Here is a 22,036-nt window from a genome sequence, read left to right as displayed (position 1 = left end):
GTTACTTGGTCAGCAGAGATTCGATATCCTGCAGCAGTTGCTCAGCCTGAGCGGACGGTAGCACCGCGTCAACCGGTAAATACCACCAATTAGGCTGGGCAAAGGCGCGGCACTTCACCGCGTCCTTCTCCGTCATCAGCAGCGTTTGATCGGCTGCAACCAGCGCCGTCAGCTGCGGCTGCTGATATTCCTGATGATCGGCAAACGCCACTTCCTGCACCACCTCGACGTTCAGCTTTTCCAACGTCGCGAAGAAACGCGGCGGATGACCGATGCCCGCCATCGCCACCACGCGCGGCAGCTCGGCCGCCGGGCGACGTTCACCGCTCAGCAGGTTCACCGCGTCACGCGCCTGCAGGCGCATGGCAATCTCCCCCGCCTGCGCCACGCCGCCATTGGCGACGCGCGCATCGACGCTGCCAAGCCGCGCGGCACGCTCGCGCATCGGCCCGGCCGGTAACCACCAGCCATTGCCGAAACGGCGCACGCCGTCGATGACCACCAGCTCGAAGTCACGCTGTAAGGCATAGTGCTGCAAGCCGTCGTCGGTGATGATCGCATCCAGCGGCTGTTGTTGCAGCAAGGCCTGTACCGCCTCGGCTCGCTTGGGCGCGATCGCCACGGGCGCGCCGGTGCGCTGATAAATCAGCACCGGCTCATCCCCCGCCTCGCGGGTCGAGGTATTCTGATTGAGCACCAGGGGATAGACCGCCGACTTGCCGCCGTAGCCGCGCGAAACCACGCCAACGCGATAGCCCCGCTGCTGCAGGTGTTCCACCAGCCAGATCACCATCGGCGTTTTGCCGTTGCCGCCAGCGGTGAGGTTGCCCACCACCACCACCGGCACCGGCGCGCGCCAGCTTTTGCGCAGGCCACAGCGATAGCTGAGGCGAATCAGCCAACTGAGCAGGCCATACAGCCAGGAGAGCGGCAGCAGCGCCAGATAAAGCAGCGAACCGCCGGACCAGATGCGCTCAATCATTATTGACCAAACTGCATGCGGTGCAGCTGCGCATAGGCGCCCTGCCGTTCAAGCAATTCGGCGTGCTCGCCGCGTTCGACGATGCGGCCGTCCTCCACCACCAGGATCTCGTCCGCCTTCTCAATCGTCGACAGACGGTGCGCGATCACCAGCGAAGTACGGTCTTTCTGCAACTCGTCCAGCGCAGCCTGGATGGCACGTTCGGACTCGGTATCCAGCGCAGAAGTCGCCTCATCCAGGATCAGGATCGGGCAGTCGCGCAGTAACGCACGCGCGATGGCGATACGCTGACGTTGGCCGCCGGACAGCATTACACCGTTCTCACCGATCACCGTATCCAGGCCGTTCTCCATCTTGTTGATGAAGTCCATCGCGTACGCCATTTCGGCCGCTTTCTCAATCTGCTCACGGCTGTATTCGCTCTCGCGCGCATAGGCGATGTTGTTGGCGATGGTGTCGTTGAACAGGTGCACGTTTTGCGAGACCAGCGCCACCTGATTACGCAGTGAGGCCAGGGTATATTCACGCAGATCGTAGCCGTCCATCAGGATTTCGCCTTCCTGGATATCGTAGAAACGCGTCAACAGATTGGCGATGGTGGATTTGCCCGAACCGGAACGGCCCACCAATGCGACGGTCTTGCCTTCGGCGATTTTCAGGTTGATATCGCGCAGCGCCGGCGTTTCCTTGGACGGGTAGTAGAAGGTGACGTTGCGGAATTCGATATCGCCTTTCGCACGCTTCACTTCGCGGGTGCCGGTGTCTTTTTCCTGTTCCATATCCAAAATGGAGAACAGCGTCTGGCATGCCGCCATCCCGCGTTGGAACTGGGCATTGACGTTGGTCAGCGACTTCAGCGGGCGCATCAGCGCGATCATCGACGAGAACACCACGGTAATGGTACCGGCGGTCAGGGTTGACATCACGCTTGGGAAGCTGGCGGCAAACAGCACGAACGCCAGCGCCAGCGAAGCGATCAGCTGAATGATCGGATCGGAAATCGAAGACGCGGAGACCAGTTTCATGCCCTGTTGACGCATGCGGTTGCTGACCGAGTTAAAGCGCTCGGTTTCCACCTGCTGGCCACCGAAGATCAGCACTTCTTTATGGCCTTTCAGCATCTGCTCGGCGCTGGTGGTCACCTGTCCCATGGTGTTCTGCATGTTCTTACTGATGTTGCGGAAACGCTTGGACACCAGGCGAATGGCGATGGAGACGATCGGCGCCAGCACGATCAGGATCACCGACAGCTGCCAGCTGTAGTAGAACATCATGATGAACAGGCCAATGATCGAGGCCCCTTCACGCACCACGGTCACCAGGGCGCTGGAAGAGGAGGAAGCCACCTGCTCGGAGTCATAGGTAATGCGCGACAACAGCGTCCCGGTAGACTGCTGATCGAAGAAGGCCACCGGCATTCTCATCATGTGGCCAAACAGGCGGCGGCGCATCTGCATCACCACCATGCCGGAAACCCAGGAAATGCAGTAGCTTGAAACAAAGCTGGTCACGCCACGCATCAGCATCAGCGCAATCACCGCCAGCGGCATCCACACCAGCACGCTGCTGTCGGTTTTTCCAAACCCATCGTCCAATAGCGGTTTAAGCAGAGACAGCATCAGCGTGTCCCCCGCTGCGTTCATAATCAACGCAATGGCGGCCACAATCAGCCCGGTCTTAAAAGGAGTGATCATCGGCCAGAGTCGACGGAACGTCTGCCAGGTCGAGAGATCTTTATCATTCATCATGCAAATACCAGCATCGGAAGAAATAGCGGCCTATTTTACTCATTATCACCCTCTACGCCAAACCGCTGATGGTACCAACGGGGCATTAATTGTTCGCGAAAGCCTTTAATTTGCCAATCGTTGTCGAAAAAAAGTACCGATAACTGGCCGGAGCGCGTCGTATCACGCCATGTAATGCCATTTGCCCGGTATCTGGCGACCACTTTACGCGCCGGCAATCGCCATTTGTTGTAACGAGATGCTGACGCCAGCGCCACCTCAGGATTGACCGCGCGCAGAAACGGCGGCGTCGAAGACGTTCTGCTGCCATGGTGCCCCACCTGCAATACCGTGGCCGCCAAACGGTCGCGGCGCAATCGAATCAGCTGTGCCTCCGCCTTCTTTTCCGCGTCGCCGGTAAGCAGCAGGCTGTATTTCCCGTCGTCGATGCGAATCACACAGGAGTCGTCATTGACCGGCCTTTTGAGCGTTTTCGGCGGCCACAGCACCTCGAATTGCAACGACTGCCATCGCCAACGCTCTCCGGCGACGCAGGGCAAGTGCCCCTCCCCGCGTATCGGGCTGCGCACCGTCGCCTGTGGAAACGCACTCTGTACCGTCGACAGCCCGCCGATATGATCGAGATGAGCATGGCTGATGATGATCTGTTCCAGTTCAATACCCCGCCAGTTCAGCATCGGCAAAACATGCCGCTCGGCGGCGCTGCCTGCAGGCCAACGATCGCCGGTGTCATACAATATTCCTTTGCCGTTTTGCTCTATCACCATCGCCAGGCCGTGCCCGACATCGAGCATATCGACGCGCCAGCGGTATCCCGGCTCTTTTCCTCGCCACAGCACGCAGCATATCGCGATCGTCGCCAGGCCCGGCGCATAGCGCCACCACCAATGAAAGCGCCAACAGATAACGATAAGCCATCCCGCTATGCTGGCCAGCAGCGAGGCAGCCCCCAAATCCACCCAACCGCGCTGCAGGTAATGCAGCGGCACAAACACCCCGCTCAACGTGAAATCGGCCAACCACCAAAGCCCGTAACTTAGCGAGGGGAAGACGCCGCCAATCACCGCCAGCAAAATCAACGGCACCGTCACCAATGAGACGATGGGCACCGCCCAGAGATTGGCCGGCAACGAGGTCAGCGTCAGGCCTAAAAACAGCGCGACCTGCATCGGCACCAACAGCAGCGTCATGCCCAGCTGAATATGCAGCCAGCGTACCGGCGCCCAATACCAGGCGGAACGAAATCGCTCGCCGAGCGGCGCCCATTCGAACCAAAAAATCAAACACCCTACTGCCAACACCGACAGCCAAAAACTGTCTGACAATACCGCCAGCGGATCGCACAACAAAATCAGCCCGACGCACCACAGCCACACTTGCCAGGAAGAACAATGAACGCCGCGCAAGCGCAGCAACATCCACAGCGTCATCGCCAGCGCGGTGCGTACCGCCGGTGGCTGGGCGCCCACCAACCAGACATAGATCAGCGTCGCCACCCAGCCCGCGACCAGCGGAAAGCGATAACCAATCAGATGGGCGGGAAGAAAAAACTGCAGCGCACGCAGCACCGCCCAAAACAAAATGGCGACCATCGCCACATGTAGCCCCGAAATAGCCATCAGGTGCGCAATGCCGGTTTTCAGCATCAGCGTGCGCAAAGCCTGTTCCAGTGCGGTGCGTTCCCCAAACGCCAGCGCCAGCAACACTGCCTTGTAACGCAATTCACCGATGTTGGTTTCCGCATGGCTGATTATGCGCTGGCGCAGGCCGCAATCGCCATCCAGCAAACGAGCCTGCCTGACCTGCGCGGTCAAAGGTTGGCGCTGCGCGATTGCCCAACGCTGGCTGTCAAAGCCGCCTTCATTGAGCTTGCCGTGCACCGGCCGCAAACGCAGTTTCAACTGCCAGCGCTGCCCGGCGCACAGACGCTGCCGTTCTGGGGCCCACGTCGTGGTAAACGTCAGCGCAGGCACCAACCAATGGCCGTCGACTCGCTCGATGCGCATCAGCGTCTGCTTACTGGCGGCAGGCTCCAGTGCGACACTACTCACCTGCGCCACCGCCGTTACATCCGGCATGCGGCTTAGGTGCTCCATTTGCCCAAGCAGGCTTCCGGCGTTGAAAACCGCCCATATGAATCCCAAACCCAGACAGGCCAAATAACGACAGATCGGCCAACGGGTGCGCAGCAGTAAACCGGCGACAAACAGCATCGGCCACAGCAGCCATGGCTCTGGCAACCGCGGTAAAACCAGCAGCGGCAGGATGCCGCAGATAACGGCGAATATCGCCAGATCCAGCGAAATTTTGATCGCTCTTCTCCCATCGGCTCCACCATGAGCAAAAACGCGTCACGGCAAGCAAGCAGGATCGTTGAGGCGATATGTCGCCGCCAGCGGGCTTTAACGAAGATGCGGTGAGCATGGCAGGATAAGAGAGGCCTATGCAGCAGCCACACCGCAAATGCGGCGCAGTACGCAATTCACTTGCGTGTCATGGAGAATCGCAGGCGAAAAAAAACGGCGCCTTAAAGGCACCGTTTTATATTCTTTACAAGCAACAACGCTATGAGCAGTCAGCGACTAGCCATAGATATTGGCGCGGTCACGCAACTCTTTGCCGGGTTTGAAGTGAGGAACGTACTTGCCGTCCAGCTCAACTTTGTCACCGGTTTTCGGGTTGCGGCCTACACGCGGGGCACGGTAGTGAAGAGAAAAACTGCCGAATCCGCGGATCTCAATGCGTTCGCCCTCGGCCAGCGTTGCGGCCATGTGCTCAAGCATCTCTTTCACTGCATCCTCAACGGCCTTCGCCGGAATATGAGATTGCTGGCCAGCAAGTCTTTCAATAAGTTCAGACTTGGTCATAGTACCTCCAAGCTTTGCAGCTAAACTACCGTATCGGGGCGGTCAGAAACCGCCCCCCGTCATTACTCGCCTTTAGCCGCTTTGAAAGCTTCAGCCATTGCGTTAGAGAAGTTGCCTTCTTCCTGTTTGTTGTTAACAGTTGCGATGGCGTCTTTCTCGTCAGCTTCGTCCTTAGCACGTACGGACAGGCTTACAACGCGGTTCTTACGGTCAACGCCGGTGAATTTAGCTTCAACTTCGTCACCTACGTTCAGAACCAGAGTTGCATCTTCAATGCGGTCGCGAGAGGCTTCAGATGCACGCAGGTAACCTTCTACGCCGCCTGCCAATTCAACTGTAGCACCTTTGGCGTCAACTGCAGTGACTTTACCAGTAACAATAGCACCTTTCTTGTTCATAGACAGGTAGTTATTGAACGGGTCTTCAGCCAGCTGCTTCACGCCCAGGGAGATACGCTCGCGCTCTGCGTCAACTTGCAGAACAACCGCTGCGATTTCGTCGCCTTTCTTGTATTCACGTACTGCTTCTTCGCCTGCAACGTTCCAGGAGATGTCAGACAGGTGAACCAGGCCGTCGATGCCGCCGTCCAGGCCGATGAAGATACCGAAGTCAGTGATAGACTTGATTTTACCTTCAACACGGTCGCCCTTGTTGTGGGTTTCTGCGAACTGCTGCCATGGGTTGGATTTGCACTGCTTCAGGCCCAGGGAGATACGACGACGTTCTTCATCGATGTCCAGAACCATCACTTCCACTACGTCGCCCACGTTAACAACTTTGGACGGATGGATGTTTTTGTTGGTCCAATCCATTTCAGAAACGTGTACCAGACCTTCAACGCCTTCTTCGATTTCTACGAAGCAGCCGTAATCAGTCAGGTTGGTTACACGACCAGTCAGCTTGGTGCCTTCTGGGTAACGTTTCGCGATAGCAACCCATGGATCTTCGCCCAGCTGTTTCAGGCCCAGGGATACACGAGTACGCTCGCGGTCGAACTTCAGCACTTTAACAGTGATTTCATCGCCAACATTGACGATTTCGCTTGGGTGCTTAACGCGTTTCCAAGCCATGTCAGTGATGTGCAGCAGGCCGTCTACGCCGCCCAGATCAACGAATGCACCGTAGTCAGTGAGGTTCTTAACGATACCTTTAACTTCCATGCCTTCCTGCAGGTTTTCCAGCAGTTGATCGCGCTCAGCGCTGTTCTCGGATTCGATAACCGCACGGCGAGAAACGACAACGTTGTTGCGCTTCTGATCCAGCTTGATGACTTTGAACTCAAGCTCTTTGCCTTCCAGGTGCAGAGTGTCACGTACCGGACGCACGTCAACCAGGGAACCTGGCAGGAACGCGCGGATGCCGTTCAGCTCGACGGTGAAGCCACCCTTCACTTTGCCGTTGATAACACCGGTTACAGTCTCAGCTTCTTCGTAAGCTTTTTCCAGCGTGATCCAAGCTTCGTGACGCTTAGCTTTCTCACGGGACAGCAGGGTTTCACCGAAGCCGTCTTCAACAGCATCCAGAGCAACGTCAACTTCGTCACCAACCTGGATTTCCAGCTCGCCCTGGGCGTTTTTGAATTGCTCAGCCGGGATGGCAGACTCAGATTTCAGACCGGCGTCAACCAGTACGATATCTTTGTCGATAGCAACAACGACGCCACGAACGATGGAACCCGGGCGGGTTTCGATTTCTTTTAAGGATTCTTCAAAGAGTTGAGCGAAAGATTCAGTCATGTTGTTAATCTTCAGGGTTCTTTAGTTTAACGTCCATTTAGCGTCCCGCCGAATGGGGTTGTTTCACATACCCCGCCATTGGCTCCATGCCGACAGGGTTTAAGGTTACAGGGGTAAAATTTTACCCGATATATTGCGATACCGCTATGACAAATATGACAAAAAGCCAATAGCGCCGCCGCGCTTATTGCTGCGGCAACGCCAACACTTTCTGTGCATACGTCAACGCCTGCCGGATCACTTCTTCGATCGACATGCTGGTAGAATCCAGCACGAGGGCGTCAGAAGCGGGCACCAGAGGCGCGATAGGCCGATTACGGTCACGGTCGTCCCGTTCCTTTATCTCGGCTAAAAGACGTTCAAAGTTAACATTAAAGCCCTTCTCCTGCAACTGCAGCATGCGGCGGTGCGCGCGCTCCTCCGAGCTGGCGTCGAGGAAAATCTTGACCGGCGCGTCCGGGAACACCACCGTGCCCATGTCGCGGCCATCGGCAATCAGGCCGGGCGCCTCGCGGAATGCACGCTGGCGGCGCAGCAGCGCCTCGCGCACGCGCGGAAACGCCGCCGCTTGCGACGCGGTGTTGCCGACGGTTTCGGTGCGGATCTCATTGCTGACGTCCTCACCTTCCAAAATCACCTGCAGCTTGCCGTCCTGGGCAACGAAGCGAACATCGAGATGTGCGGCCAGCGGAACCAGCGCTTCCTCAGAAGTGATATCCACCTGATGATGCAACGCCGCCAGCGCCAGCACGCGATAGATCGCGCCGGAGTCCAGCAAACGCCAACCAAGGGACTCGGCCAACGCTTTACACAGCGTGCCTTTGCCTGCGCCACTTGGTCCATCAACGGTTATCACCGGGGCTGTAGCCGTCATTTCTCTCTCCTTCAGGTAGAAAACCTCACAGAGACACGGTGCGCTTCGGCTCAAGGCCCGCGCGCCGCACTCTCTGTCACCTGCCCAATCAGGGGCAAATACGGTGGCGTATTATACGCTGCCCTACGGCGATCTGTTACCCTGGAACTGTCCGGTTGTTGAAAATAAGCGCACAACCGCGAAAAAGTATAGAAGAAACGCCGGTCGCCAAAGGTTAAAAACGATAAAGGCCCACAAAGGGGCCTTAAAATAAACGATTTGACGGGTTACGCCGGCTGGCTGATGCGCGCCAGCTGTTCGAAATAGTCCGGGAAGGTTTTCGCGGTGCATTTCGGATCGAGAATGGTGACCGGAGTATCCGACAGCGCCACCAGCGAGAAACACATCGCCATGCGATGATCGTTGTAGGTGCCAATCTCGGCAAACTGCAGTTTGGCCGGCGGCACGACGTGAATGTAGTCTTCGCCTTCGTCCACTTCCGCCCCCACTTTACGCAGCTCGGTGGCCATCGCCGCCAGGCGGTCGGTCTCCTTCACCCGCCAGTTGTAGATATTGCGGATGGTGGTCGGCCCCTCGGCAAACAGCGCCGCGGTGGCGATGGTCATCGCCGCGTCCGGAATGTGGTTCATGTCCATGTCGATGCCGCGCAGTTCACCGCGGCTGCATTCGATGAAATCGTCGCCCCAGGTAATGCGCGCGCCCATTTTCTCCAGCACGTCGGCAAACTTGGTGTCGCCCTGCACGCTTTTGCGGCCGATGCCGGTCACGCGCACGGTGCCGCCCTTGATAGCCGCCGCCGCCAGGAAGTAAGAGGCGGAAGAAGCATCGCCCTCAACCAGGTAATCGCCCGGCGCGATATACGTCTGACGCCCCTGGATATGGAACACCCGGTAGTTGTCGTGGCTCACCGATACGCCGAAGGTGCGCATCAGATGCAGCGTGATGTCGATGTACGGCTTGGAAACCAGCTCGCCCTTGATGTGGATCTGCGTATCCTGCGGCGCCAGCGGCGCGGTCATCAGCAACGCGGTCAGGAACTGGCTGGAGACGCTGCCGTCAACGGTGACGTCGCCGCCCTGGAAGCCGCCGCGCAGGCGAATCGGCGGGTAATCGGTCTGCTCGAGGTAATCAATCTGCGCCCCGCCCTGGCGCAACGCGTCCACCAAATGGCCGATCGGGCGCTCTTTCATGCGCGGTTCGCCGGTCAACACCACGTCGCCTTCGCCGAGGCACAGCGCCGCCGCCAATGGGCGCATCGCCGTCCCGGCGTTGCCGAGGAACAGTTCCAGCGGCTGGCCGGCCACCAGCGGCCCGGCCACGCCGGTCACTTCGCACACGGTGCGATCGGCGGAAAGCTGATAGTTCACGCCCAACGCCTGCAGCGCGTTCAGCATATGACGCACGTCGTCGCTGTCCAGCAGGTTGGTCAGCCGGGTCGTGCCTTTCGCCAGCGCCGCCAGCAGCAGAGCGCGGTTAGAAACGCTCTTGGAGCCGGGTAAGTTGACGGTGCCATTGACCAGGGCGACCGGGTGTAACGTCAGGGAATCCACCATGTGAACAAAACTCTCCAATTCTGATAAACGAAACGGCTCCGGAATAATGCCGGAGCCGCTTTAATGCAAAAGGACAACAGCCTGAGCAGCCCGCGTCGGGCGGGCTGACGGAATCAACCGTGACGACGTTCGAAGTCGGCCATGAAGTCGGTCAGCGCCTGCACGCCGGCCAGCGGCATGGCATTGTAAATAGAAGCGCGCATCCCGCCAACTACCCGGTGGCCTTTCAGCGCCTGCAGGCCGATGGCTTCGGCTTCGCTGAGGAACACCTTGTCCAGCGCCGCATCGGCCAGCTGGAACGGCACGTTCATCCAGGAACGGTTGGCGATCGCCACCTGGCTGCGGTAAAAGTCGGATTTATCGATGGTCGCGTACAGCACTTCGGCCTTGGCCTGATTGCGTTTTTGCATCTCCACCAGGCCACCCTGCTCTTTCAGCCATTTGAACACCAGCCCGGACAGGTACCAGGCGAAGGTTGGCGGGGTGTTGAACATCGAGTCGTTTTCGGCCAGCACGGTGTAGTCGAGGATCGACGGCACTTCTTTGCGCGCCTTACCCAGCAGATCGTCGCGTACGATCACCAGCGTCAGGCCGGCCGGGCCGATATTTTTCTGCGCGCCGGCGTAAATCACGCCGAAACGGCTGACGTCGAGCGGGCGGGACAGGATGGTCGAGGAGTAATCGCCGATCACCACCTTGTCGCCGAAGTCCGGCGTTTCATCGATGGCCACGCCGTCGATGGTCTCATTCGGGCAATAGTGGACATAGGCCGCGTCGTCGCTGAGCTGCCACGCTTTCATCGGCTTGATGCCGCTCAGGCCGTCGATACGGGTTTTCACGTCGATGACGTTCGGGGCGCAATACTTTTCCGCTTCCTTGATGGCGCTGTGCGCCCAATAGCCGCCGTCGATATAGTCGGCGGTGGCCTTGTCGCCCAGCAGGTTCAGCGGCAGCGCGGCGAACTGCGCGCGGGCGCCGCCGTGGCAAAACAGCACTTTATAGTTGGAGGGGACTTTCAGCAGATCGCGCAGATCCTGTTCCGCCTGCTCGGCAACGGCGATGAATTCTTTGCTGCGGTGACTGATCTCCATCACTGACGTGCCCAGACCGTGCCAGTTGCACAGTTCCTGTTCCGCACGACGCAACACTTCCACCGGCAGCATCGCCGGGCCAGAGCTAAAATTATAAACCTGAGTCATTTCCCCTCACCACATTCACTGTTCGCCGCAGAAAAGCGACCTGTCGAAAAGACGCCCGAAGTTAACGCTCGCGTTAACCAACCCATCGGTTTTATCACTCACGCCCCATGGCTGCAACGCTTATTCACCCGTCGGCGGCAAACGGCCGCGCCGGGTGATGACAGGCTCTGCGGCCGTCGCGATTGTTTGGACGATAAAACCCTGCGACATGGGGAAATTCAGCGGGTTAACGCGGTGTTTTATGCTGTATTCAGCCAAGATGGCTGCGGGAGCCCCGGTCGGCCCCCGCAGAAGAGAAAACGATCAGTACTGATTAAACATCTGCTGGATTTGCTTCGCATCTTTGGTTTGCGTCAGCGCCAGCTGCAGCAGAATGCGCGCTTTTTGCGGATTCAGCGTGCCGGCGGCAACAAAGCCGTACTTGGCGTCGTCCACTTCCGCATCTTCGGTGGTGGCGCCGGTTGGCACGCGCGATGAACGCACCACCGCCACACCGTTGTGCGCCGCCGTCGCCAGGGTGTCGAACACCGTTTTATACAGGTTGCCGTTGCCGACCCCGGCACTGACGATGCCCTGATAGCCTTCGGCGATCAGCGCCTTGGCCGGCGCATCGGAGGCGTTGGCATAGTTGTAGACGATGCCGACCTTCGGCAGTTCGTTCAGCTTGCTGACGTCGAACGGCGTATCCCGGGTATGCTTACGCTGCGGCGAGCGCTGGTAATCGATCTTGCCGTTGTGGATATATCCCAGCGGGCCGTAGTTTGGCGACTGGAAGGTCTGCACGGCGGTAGTGTTGGTCTTGGTGACGTCGCGCGCATCCAGCACGGTGTCGTTCATCGCCACCAGCACCCCGCGGTTGGCCGATTGCGGATCCGCCGCCGTCACCACCGCATTATACAGGTTGAACGGACCATCGGCGCTCATCGCCGTCGCCGGCCGCATCGCCCCCACCAGCACCACCGGCTTGTCGCACTTCACCGTCAGATCGAGGAAGTAGGCCGTCTCTTCCAGCGTATCGGTGCCGTGGGTGATGACGAAGCCGTCGGTCTTGCCGCAGTCGGCGTCAATTTTCTTCGCCAACGTCAGCCAGACCCGATCGTTCATGTCCTGCGAACCGATGTTCACCACCTGCTCCCCCTGCACGTTGGCGATGTTTTTCAGCGCCGGCACCGCATCGACCAACGCCTCGACGCCCAGCTTGCCCGCCGTATAGTTGGATTTCGTCGCCGAATCGCCGCCGCCGGCAATGGTGCCGCCGGTCGCCAGCAGGGTGATGTTGGGCAGCGCCAGCGCCGAGGCGCTGAAGCCGGTCAACAGGAGGGTTAACGCGCTGAGTTTCACTGATTTCATTAGATTTCTCCGTGACAGATAACTCGCTGAATTATGGCCTTTATCCTTAAAAAAACTGTGACTTTGCCGCCGCTTTAGGAATACGTGGAGCTCCAGCGTAAAACCCCGTATCATTGCGCGTTTTTAGTACGCGCAAAAAGTGAAGACAATGACGCAAACTTTTATCCCCGGTAAAGACGCCGCCCTGGAAGACTCCATCGCCCGTTTCCAGCAGAAACTGAGCGACCTCGGTTTCAACATCGAAGAAGCCTCCTGGCTGAACCCGGTGCCGCACGTGTGGTCAGTGCACATTCGCGATCGCGATTGCCCGCTGTGCTTCACCAACGGCAAAGGCGCCAGCAAAAAAGCCGCGCTGGCCTCCGCGCTGGGTGAATATTTCGAGCGCCTGTCCACCAACTACTTCTTCGCCGATTTCTATCTGGGCAAGCAGATTGCCGAAGGCGATTTCGTGCACTACCCGAATGAGAAATGGTTCCCGATCCCTGAAGACGACGCGCTGCCGGCCGGCATCCTCGACGAACGCCTGCACGCCTTCTACGATCCGCAGCAAGAGCTGAGCGCCAGCGATCTTGTCGATCTGCAATCCGGCAATGCCGATCGCGGCGTGTGTGCGCTGCCGTTTACCCGTCAGTCCGATCAGCAAACCGTGTACATCCCGATGAATATCATCGGCAACCTGTATGTTTCCAACGGCATGTCCGCCGGCAACACCGCCAATGAAGCGCGCGTGCAGGGCCTGTCGGAAGTGTTCGAGCGCTATGTGAAAAACCGCATCATCGCCGAATCCATCAGCCTGCCGGCGATCCCGGACGAAGTGCTGAACCGCTACCCGGGCGTGGTGGAAGCCATCGCCAAGCTGGAAGAGGAAGGTTTCCCGATCCTCTCCTATGACGCCTCGCTGGGCGGCAACTACCCGGTCATTTGCGTGGTGCTGTTCAACCCGACCAACGGCACCTGCTTCGCTTCGTTCGGCGCGCACCCGGACTTCGGCGTGGCGCTGGAGCGCACGGTGACCGAACTGCTGCAGGGCCGCAGCCTGAAAGATCTCGACGTGTTCACCGCACCGACCTTCGATGACGAAGAAGTGGCGGAACACACCAACCTGGAAACGCACTTCATCGACTCCAGCGGTCTGATCTCCTGGGATCTGTTCAAACAGGACGCCGATTACCCGTTCGTTGACTGGAACTTCAGCGGCAGCACGCAGGAAGAGTTCGCCACCCTGATGAGCATCTTCGACAAAGAAGACGCGGAAGTGTACATCGCCGACTACGAGCACCTGGGCGTCTACGCTTGCCGCATCATCGTGCCGGGCATGTCCGACATTTATCCGGCGGAAGACCTGCTGCTGGCCAACAACAGCATGGGCGCGCACCTGCGCGATACGCTGCTGGCGCTGCCGGGTAGCGAGTGGGAGCCGGAAGAGTACCTGGCGCTGATCGAGCAGTTGGACGACGAAGGGCTGGACGACTTCACCCGCGTACGCGAACTGCTGGGCATTGCCAGCGGCAAAGACAACGCCTGGCATACCCTGCGCGTGGGCGAGCTGAAGTCGATGCTGGCGCTGGCGGGTGGCGATCTGGATCAGGCGCTGATCTGGACCGAATGGACGCAGGACTTCAACGCCTCGGTGCTGAGCCCGGCGCGCAGCAACTACTACCGCTGTCTGCAAACGCTGCTGCTGCTGGCGCAGGAGCCTGAACGCGAAGCGGCGCAGTACTACACCGCGTTCGTGAAGATGTACGGCCAGGAAGCGGTCGACGCCGCCTCCGCCGCCATCAGCGGTGAAGCGCGCTTCAACGGGCTGTTCGCCGTCGATGCCGATCTGAAAGCGCTGCCGGCCCATCAGGCGCTGCTGGCGGCCTACGAGAAGCTGCAGGCGGCCAAACGCCGCCACTGGGCCAAGGCCTAAGCATCATCAGGGGGTACTGCCACTTTGGGAGTACCCCTGCTGCCAAACGCCGCACTTCGCTGCGGCGTTTTCATTTTTGCGGTGTATTTCAACGCATTCGCTTTTATTTTCTCGCCGGAAAATTGGCGGTTAAACGACCATAAAAATAAATAAACCGTCAATTGTTGCCGGACGGTGAAATAATAATTAACCGATAATTAAACTTTCAGCGCTGCGCGGCGACAAAACGCCTAAAAATTTAACTTTACCCTACGCCGTCCACCCGGTGAATTCAAAAAAATTTGCAAACATTAAAAAAATGTTTTTACTTAAAAATCAATAAATTAACCATAAAAACCACACAAAAAACACGTCATTTTGCCGCTCTACTTCCCCGCCTTATGATCCAAATCAAATTTTCCCCTATACTGCTTTGCTAGTATCTCATTGCGTTGTTTTAACCCTTAAGAGCGAGAGTTAGTTTGAAAACTGACAGCCCCTTCGATCTGATTTTACCTGCGGCCACGGCGAAAATCGCTGAAGATGCCGGCGTGTATAAAGCCACCAAACATCCGCTGAAAACGTTTTATTTGGCGATCACCGCCGGTGTCTTCATTTCCATCGCCTTCGTCTTCTACATCACGGCGACCACCGGCACCGCCGGCGTGCCTTTCGGGCTGGCGAAACTGGTCGGCGGCATCTGCTTCTCTCTCGGGTTAATGCTGGTGGTGGTGTCGGGCGCCGACCTGTTCACCTCTACCGTACTTATCGTCATCGCCAAGGCCAGCGGCCGTATCAGCTGGGGCCAGCTGGGCGCCAACTGGCTGAACGTTTATCTCGGCAACCTGGTCGGCGCGCTGTTCTTCGTGGCGCTGATCTGGTTCTCCGGCGAGTATATGGTCGCCAACGGCCAGTGGGGCCTGAATGTCCTGCAAACCGCAGACCACAAGCTGCATCACACCTTTATCGAAGCCGTGTGCCTCGGCATTCTGGCTAACCTGATGGTCTGCCTGGCGGTCTGGATGAGCTACTCCGGCCGCACTCTGACCGACAAGATGCTCGCCATGGTGCTGCCGGTCGGGATGTTTGTCGCCAGCGGCTTCGAACACAGCATTGCCAACATGTTTATGATCCCTATGGGCATCGTGGTCAAACACTTCGCCACGCCGGAGTTCTGGCAAGCCGTAGGGGCGGTACCTGAGCAATTCGCTCATCTGACAGTAAGCAATTTCATCATCGACAACCTGATTCCGGTCACCATCGGCAACATTATCGGCGGCGGTCTGCTGGTTGGGTTGACTTACTGGGTAATTTATCTGCGCGGGGGCCGCGAACAGCACTAAGCTGTGAGTTACCGCGTGCAGAGTTAGAAATCCACAATCAAAGGTAGGTGTACAATGACCGAACTTAACGAGAAATTAGCCAACGCTTGGGAAGGTTTCAGCAAGGGTGACTGGCAGAATGAAGTCAACGTTCGTGACTTCATCCAGAAAAACTACACGCCTTATGAGGGTGACGAATCCTTCCTGGCTGGCGCAACTCAAGCCACCACCACCTTGTGGGACAAGGTTATGGAAGGGATCAAACTGGAAAACCGCACTCACGCGCCGGTTGATTTCGACACCAACGTTGCTTCAACCATCATTTCTCACGACGCGGGTTACATCGCCAAAGAGCTGGAAACCATCGTAGGTCTGCAGACCGACGCCCCTCTGAAACGCGCGCTGATCCCGTTCGGCGGCATCAAAATGGTCGAAGGTTCGTGCAAAGTGTACGGCCGCGAACTGGATCCGCAGCTGAAAAAAGTGTTCACCGAATACCGTAAAACCCACAACCAGGGCGTATTCGACGTTTACACCAAAGACATCCTGAACTGCCGTAAATCCGGCGTGCTGACCGGTCTGCCAGATGCCTACGGCCGTGGCCGCATCATCGGCGACTACCGCCGCGTGGCGCTGTACGGTATCGACTTCCTGATGGCCGACAAACTGAACCAGTTCAAATCGCTGCAGGAAAAACTGGAAAACGGCGAAGATCTGGAAATGACCATCCAGCTGCGCGAAGAGATCGCTGAACAGCACCGCGCTCTGGCTCAGATCAAAGAGATGGCCGCCAAATACGGTTACGACATCTCCGGCCCGGCCACCAGCGCGCAAGAAGCGGTGCAGTGGACCTACTTCGGCTACCTGGCCGCGGTAAAATCCCAGAACGGCGCCGCCATGTCCTTCGGCCGCGTGTCCACCTTCCTCGACGTGTTCATCGAGCGCGACATCAAGGCGGGCAAACTGACCGAAGAACAAGCGCAGGAACTGATCGACCACCTGGTGATGAAACTGCGTATGGTGCGCTTCCTGCGTACCCCTGAGTACGATGAGCTGTTCTCCGGCGACCCAATCTGGGCAACGGAATCCCTGGCCGGTATGGGCGTCGACGGCCGTACCCTGGTCACCAAAAACAGCTTCCGCTTCCTGAACACCCTGTACACCATGGGGCCGTCTCCGGAGCCGAACATGACCATCCTGTGGTCTGAGAAGCTGCCGCTGAACTTCAAGAAATTCGCGGCGAAAGTGTCCATCGACACCTCTTCCGTTCAGTACGAAAACGACGACCTGATGCGCCCTGACTTCAACAACGATGACTATGCCATCGCTTGCTGCGTCAGCCCGATGATCGTCGGTAAACAAATGCAGTTCTTCGGCGCCCGCGCCAACCTGGCGAAAACCATGCTGTACGCCATCAACGGCGGCGTTGACGAAAAGCTGAAAATGCAGGTCGGCCCGAAAGAAGCGCCGATGATGGACGAAGTGCTGGACTATGACAAAGTCATGGCGCGCATGGACCACTTTATGGATTGGCTGGCCAAGCAGTACGTGACCGCGCTGAACATCATTCACTACATGCACGACAAGTACAGCTACGAAGCTGCGCTGATGGCGCTGCATGACCGTGACGTTTATCGCACCATGGCTTGCGGCATCGCCGGTCTGTCCGTGGCGGCCGACTCCCTGTCTGCCATCAAGTACGCGAAAGTCACCACCATTCGCGACGAAGACGGCCTGGCCATCGACTTCAAAGTAGAAGGCGAGTATCCGCAGTTCGGTAACAACGACGCTCGCGTCGATGACATCGCCTGCGACCTGGTGGAACGTTTCATGAAGAAAATTCAGAAACTGCGCACCTACCGCAATGCGGTACCGACTCAGTCCGTACTGACCATCACCTCCAACGTGGTGTACGGTAAGAAAACCGGTAACACCCCGGATGGCCGCCGCGCAGGCGCACCGTTCGGCCCAGGTGCCAACCCGATGCACGGCCGCGACCAGAAAGGCGCAGTAGCCTCCCTGACCTCGGTAGCCAAACTGCCGTTTGCCTACGCGAAAGACGGGATCTCCTACACCTTCTCCATCGTGCCTAACGCGCTGGGTAAAGACGACGACGTGCGTAAAGCCAACCTGGCGGGCCTGATGGATGGTTACTTCCACCATGAAGCCTCCATCGAAGGCGGCCAGCACCTGAACGTCAACGTGATGAACCGCGAAATGCTGCTGGATGCGATGGAAAACCCTGAGAAATACCCTCAGCTGACCATCCGCGTTTCCGGTTACGCCGTGCGCTTCAACTCGCTGACCAAAGAGCAACAGCAGGACGTGATTACTCGTACCTTCACTCAAACGATGTAATACGCCAACCGGGCGGGAAACCGCCCGGTGCCAACGACAGGGCCGGTTCTGCCGGCCCTTTTCTCCCACCGCTCTCCCCTGACTCTGTAGAGTCTGTTTTGCCGGACATCTATACTGAATGGATAGCCGGCAAAACAGTTATCCGGCAACTGACTGGCCGACAGGCATCATTACCCCCGGTGGCGGGCTCACCCCGCCACTGCATCGCAGATACCTGGCCGGCGGCCACGCGCCTATTTTTAGACTGCGTTTGACAGTCAATATTGGAGAAAACCCCGCAATGTCAGTAACTGGTCGCATCCACTCCTTCGAATCCTGCGGCACCGTCGACGGGCCCGGGATCCGCTTTATCGTCTTTTTCCAGGGCTGCCTGATGCGCTGCCTCTATTGCCATAACCGCGACACCTGGGATACCCACGGCGGCAAAGAAGTGACCGTCGAAGAGCTGATGAAAGACGCGGTGGCCTACCGCCACTTCATGAACGCCTCCGGCGGCGGCGTGACCGCGTCCGGCGGTGAGGCGATCCTGCAGGCTGAATTCGTGCGCGACTGGTTCCGTGCCTGCCACGCCGAAGGCATCAATACCTGCCTGGACACCAATGGCTTCGTGCGCCGCTACGATCCGGTGATCGACGAGCTGCTGGACACCACCGATCTGGTGATGCTGGACCTGAAACAGATGAATGACGAGATCCACCAGAACCTGGTCGGCGTCTCCAACCACCGCACGCTGGAATTCGCCCGCTACCTGGCGAAACGCAACCAGCGCACCTGGATCCGCTACGTGGTGGTGCCGGGTTGGTCAGACGACGATAAGTCGGCGCACCTGCTGGGCGAGTTCACCAAAGACATGACCAACATCGAGAAAATCGAGCTGCTGCCCTACCACGAGCTGGGCAAGCACAAATGGGTGGCGATGGGGGAAGAATACAAGCTGGACGGCGTTCATCCGCCGAAGGCCGAGACCATGGATCGCGTCAAAGGCATCCTGGAAAGCTACGGCCACAAAGTCATTTACTGATTGGCGCAGTGCCAAAGAAAAACCGGCTCATGGCCGGTTTTTTTATGCTCAGGCGGCGGCGAACGGCGTGTGATGGTGATCCGGCTTCTGCTTCTTCAGCAGCATCAGCAGGTAAACCAGCGCCACGGCGGCGATCATCACGAACAGCACGCGATCGGAGTAGTTTTGCATCAGCAGCGCCGTCATCGACGGGCCCAGCAGGCTGCCGATGGTGTAACTCATCAGCAGCGCCTGGTTCATCGCCACCAACTCGTGCGGCAGCGCCTTCTCGCAGGCCCAGGACATCGCCACCGGGTACAGGGTAAAGCCGGCGCAGCCGAGGATGAACAGCGAAGGCGCCATGGCGTAGTTGCCGAGCATCGCTACGCTGGCGAGGATCACCACGAACACCTGAATGCGCAGCACCAGCAGACGCCCGTAACGATCGGCCAGCCGCCCGACCGGCCACTGGCCGACGATGCCTGAGCTGACCAGCAGCGCCATCCAGTAACCGACGTTGGCGTCGCTCATGCCCTGATGGGAGAGGTACAGCGGCATCAGGCCGTACAGCGAACCGAGCACGATGCCGGAAATGATGCAGCCATTGATGCCGAGGCGCGCGCTGCGGCGTCTCAGCATTGTCCACACTGCCGCCTGCTGCGGCTCGTCTTCATGGCGGTTGACCCGCGCAAACAGCATCGGCAACATCGCGCTGATCACGATGGCGGTCACCCACGGCACCACGTGCAGCAATTCCGTCGAGGTCATGCTCAACAGCAATTGGCCGGTCACCGTACCGAGGTAATAGACAATCATATAGGCCGCCAGCAGCTGACCGCGGTTGCTCAGGTTACCGCTGCGCAACAGCGCGCTCTCCACGATCACCCAAATCCAGGCGCAGCCGACGCCGGCGAAGAAGCGCCAGCCCAGCCAGCTCCAAAAATCGATCGACAGCACCATGCCGGCGGTCGCGGCGGCGAACACCAGGCAAGAAAGATGATAGCTGCGGGTAAAGCCGACGCGCTGGATCAGTTTGCCCGCCACCAGCGTGCCCAACAGGTTGCCGCTGAAATAAGAGGAGCTGACCATTCCCACCTGCCAGGTCGACAGCTGAGCATGGGTTAACCAAAGAGGCACGAGCGTATTCAAAACGGCAATGGATACCGTGAGCAGCAAGAGGCCGCAGAGCAATAAGAGCACTGGGCGGGAGTATGCGGACATAGTGAGATTGTGACCGAACGCGCAATGAGAGTGCGCGCATCATGCCACTGGCGATAAAAAAGTCAATCGCCTCTTATCATTCCACCGCACGATTTGTTTCCGGCTAACTGGCTGAAAAAGCGCTATGCTCAGCGCAGAGCGAATTTGACGACAAAGAGGCAAGATGAGTCAGGCAAATGATGCGGCGGTAGAGGCCCTGCTGGCGGACATCGGCAGTACGCAAGGTGACCTGCTGGCCATTGTGCAGCAGGTGCGGCGGATCGCTGCGGCGAGCGGCAACGGCGTCACCGAATCGGTCAAATACGGCGGCATCATGTTCTCGCATAGCCAATTTTTCTGCGGCGTTTTCGCCTATCGCCACCACGTCACGGTGGAGTTCGGCCACGGCTACCGATTGGAAGATCGTTATCTCCAGCTCGAAGGCAACGGCCAGTATCGGCGGCACATCAAGCTCCACTCGCCCGACGAGGTGAAAAGCAAGCATCTGGCGGACTACATTCAACAGGCTTATACGCTGGCGACGGGCTGAATTCTCGGCATAAAAAAAGCGCCCGCAGGCGCTTTTTTCGTGGTTTGTCGTTTAGCCGATGTATTCCAGGCCGCCCATATATGGACGCAGCACTTCAGGTACCTGAATGCGGCCGTCGGCCTGCTGGTAGTTTTCCAACACCGCCACCAGCGTACGGCCAACCGCCAGGCCGGAGCCGTTCAGGGTGTGAACCAGACGCGGCTTCTTGTCGGCTTTGCTGCGGCAGCGCGCCTGCATGCGGCGTGCCTGGAAGTCCCACATGTTGGAGCAGGACGAGATTTCGCGGTAGGTATCCTGCGCCGGCAGCCACACTTCCAGATCGTAGGTTTTGCATGCGCCGAAGCCCATGTCGCCGGTGCACAGCAGCACCTTGCGGTAAGGCAGGTTCAGCAGCTGCAGCACTTTTTCCGCGTGGCCGGTCAGCTCTTCCAGGGCATCCATCGAATCTTCCGGACGAACGATCTGCACCATTTCAACCTTGTCGAACTGGTGCATGCGGATCAAACCGCGGGTGTCACGGCCGTAAGAACCGGCTTCCGCACGGAAGCATGGCGTGTGTGCGGTCATTTTCAGCGGCAGAGATTCCTCTTCCACGATCTCGTCGCGCACCAGGTTGGTCAGCGGCACTTCCGCCGTTGGGATCAGCGCATAGTTGCTGCTGTCGGCTTCTTCTTCCAGCGGACGGGTATGGAACAGATCTTCGCCGAACTTCGGCAACTGGCCAGTACCGTACAACGTGGCGTGGTTGACCAGGTAAGGCACGTAGGCCTCCAGGTAGCCGTGCTGCTCGGTGTGCAGATCCAGCATGAACTGAGACAGCGCACGGTGCATGCGAGCGATTTGCCCTTTCATCACCACGAAGCGCGAACCGGTCAGCTTAACCGCGGCGGCAAAATCCAGCCCGCCGGCCATTTCGCCCAGATCGACGTGATCGCGCACCGTGAAGTCGTACTGGCGCGGTTCGCCCCAGCGGGTCACTTCCAGGTTTTCGCTGTCGTCTTTACCATCCGGCACGGCGTCGTCCGGCAGGTTAGGCAGCGTCAGGGCGTAATCGCGGATCTCGCTCTGCAGCGCATCCAGCGCCGCCTTGGCGGCATCCAGCTTGTCACCCAGCTCGTTCACTTCGCGACGCAGCGGCTCGATGTCTTCCCCACGCGCTTTGGCCGCGCCGATGGATTTCGATCGGGAGTTGCGTTCCGCTTGCAGCGTTTCAGTTTCTACCTGCAGAACTTTGCGACGTTCTTCCTGCGAACGCAGCAGATCCAGATCGAGTTTAAAGCCTCGGCGAGCCAGTTTGACGGCGACTGCGTCTAGCTCATTACGCAGCAGATTGGGATCGAGCATGCTAATCCTGTGCTTGTTGTTATTGAAAGAAGTGTTGTTGTTCTATGCGGCTGATTTATAGC

General features: G+C 58.4%; 16 protein-coding genes. 5 read left to right on the top strand and 11 right to left on the bottom strand.

What is annotated here, in order from left to right; all coding sequences use genetic code 11:
- Position 1: 1 nt before the first annotated feature.
- The 9 genes from lpxK to ansB form a co-directional block, all read right to left on the bottom strand.
- Positions 2-982, bottom strand: a complete 981-nt coding sequence (gene lpxK / locus V8N38_RS08455) for a tetraacyldisaccharide 4'-kinase (RefSeq protein ID WP_087762276.1) — start codon at positions 980-982, stop codon at positions 2-4.
- On the bottom strand, positions 982-2,730 hold the full coding sequence (gene msbA / locus V8N38_RS08450; protein ID WP_147839494.1) for a lipid A ABC transporter ATP-binding protein/permease MsbA: 1,749 nt from the start codon (positions 2,728-2,730) through the stop codon (positions 982-984). The genes lpxK and msbA overlap by 1 nt, the downstream gene beginning before the upstream one ends.
- 35 nt (positions 2,731-2,765) lie before the next feature.
- Positions 2,766-4,997, bottom strand: coding sequence for a ComEC family protein (locus V8N38_RS08445; protein ID WP_371935058.1), 2,232 nt, complete (start codon positions 4,995-4,997; stop codon positions 2,766-2,768).
- A gap of 315 nt (positions 4,998-5,312) precedes the next feature.
- On the bottom strand, positions 5,313-5,597 hold the full coding sequence (gene ihfB / locus V8N38_RS08440; protein WP_004928264.1) for an integration host factor subunit beta: 285 nt from the start codon (positions 5,595-5,597) through the stop codon (positions 5,313-5,315).
- A gap of 62 nt (positions 5,598-5,659) precedes the next feature.
- On the bottom strand, positions 5,660-7,333 hold the full coding sequence (gene rpsA / locus V8N38_RS08435) for a 30S ribosomal protein S1 (RefSeq protein ID WP_004928267.1): 1,674 nt from the start codon (positions 7,331-7,333) through the stop codon (positions 5,660-5,662).
- Positions 7,334-7,517: 184 nt separating this feature from the next.
- Positions 7,518-8,207: a (d)CMP kinase gene (gene cmk / locus V8N38_RS08430; protein WP_004928270.1), complete on the bottom strand. Its 690-nt coding sequence runs from the start codon at positions 8,205-8,207 to the stop codon at positions 7,518-7,520.
- 266 nt (positions 8,208-8,473) lie between these two features.
- Positions 8,474-9,760 (bottom strand): 3-phosphoshikimate 1-carboxyvinyltransferase, encoded by a 1,287-nt coding sequence (gene aroA, locus V8N38_RS08425; RefSeq protein WP_060421740.1) that lies wholly within the window; start codon positions 9,758-9,760, stop codon positions 8,474-8,476.
- Positions 9,761-9,873: 113 nt separating this feature from the next.
- Positions 9,874-10,959, bottom strand: a complete 1,086-nt coding sequence (serC, locus tag V8N38_RS08420; RefSeq protein ID WP_147839496.1) for a 3-phosphoserine/phosphohydroxythreonine transaminase — start codon at positions 10,957-10,959, stop codon at positions 9,874-9,876.
- A gap of 303 nt (positions 10,960-11,262) precedes the next feature.
- Positions 11,263-12,309, bottom strand: a complete 1,047-nt coding sequence (gene ansB, locus V8N38_RS08415) for an L-asparaginase 2 (RefSeq protein ID WP_070913952.1) — start codon at positions 12,307-12,309, stop codon at positions 11,263-11,265.
- A 148-nt stretch (positions 12,310-12,457) separates the two neighbouring features.
- Here ansB and ycaO point away from each other — a divergent pair, with 148 nt between their 5' ends.
- From ycaO to pflA, 4 genes are all read left to right on the top strand, one after another.
- On the top strand, positions 12,458-14,221 hold the full coding sequence (gene ycaO / locus V8N38_RS08410; RefSeq protein WP_087762271.1) for a 30S ribosomal protein S12 methylthiotransferase accessory factor YcaO: 1,764 nt from the start codon (positions 12,458-12,460) through the stop codon (positions 14,219-14,221).
- Between the two features lie 461 nt (positions 14,222-14,682).
- A complete protein-coding gene (gene focA / locus V8N38_RS08405; protein ID WP_019454548.1) occupies positions 14,683-15,543 on the top strand; it encodes a formate transporter FocA in 861 nt (286 codons plus the stop codon).
- 54 nt (positions 15,544-15,597) lie between these two features.
- On the top strand, positions 15,598-17,880 hold the full coding sequence (gene pflB / locus V8N38_RS08400; protein ID WP_016928324.1) for a formate C-acetyltransferase: 2,283 nt from the start codon (positions 15,598-15,600) through the stop codon (positions 17,878-17,880).
- A 280-nt stretch (positions 17,881-18,160) separates the two neighbouring features.
- Positions 18,161-18,901, top strand: coding sequence for a pyruvate formate lyase 1-activating protein (pflA, locus tag V8N38_RS08395; RefSeq protein ID WP_015377324.1), 741 nt, complete (start codon positions 18,161-18,163; stop codon positions 18,899-18,901).
- A gap of 48 nt (positions 18,902-18,949) precedes the next feature.
- Here the strand turns inward: pflA and V8N38_RS08390 are convergent, their stop codons facing one another.
- Positions 18,950-20,101 (bottom strand): MFS transporter, encoded by a 1,152-nt coding sequence (locus V8N38_RS08390; protein WP_033637849.1) that lies wholly within the window; start codon positions 20,099-20,101, stop codon positions 18,950-18,952.
- Positions 20,102-20,264: 163 nt separating this feature from the next.
- Between V8N38_RS08390 and V8N38_RS08385 the strand changes: the two genes are divergently transcribed.
- Positions 20,265-20,630 carry a DUF1801 domain-containing protein gene (locus V8N38_RS08385; protein ID WP_060421731.1) on the top strand — a complete coding sequence of 122 codons (366 nt, stop codon included), beginning with the start codon at positions 20,265-20,267 and terminating at the stop codon, positions 20,628-20,630.
- Between the two features lie 51 nt (positions 20,631-20,681).
- Here the strand turns inward: V8N38_RS08385 and serS are convergent, their stop codons facing one another.
- A complete protein-coding gene (serS, locus tag V8N38_RS08380; protein WP_060440286.1) occupies positions 20,682-21,974 on the bottom strand; it encodes a serine--tRNA ligase in 1,293 nt (430 codons plus the stop codon).
- Positions 21,975-22,036 lie beyond the last annotated feature (62 nt).

Source organism: Serratia nevei (assembly GCF_037948395.1).
GTDB classification, from domain to species: domain Bacteria; phylum Pseudomonadota; class Gammaproteobacteria; order Enterobacterales; family Enterobacteriaceae; genus Serratia; species Serratia nevei.
Note: the sequence above shows the minus strand (reverse complement) of the source record. Positions and strands in the feature narration are given on the sequence as shown.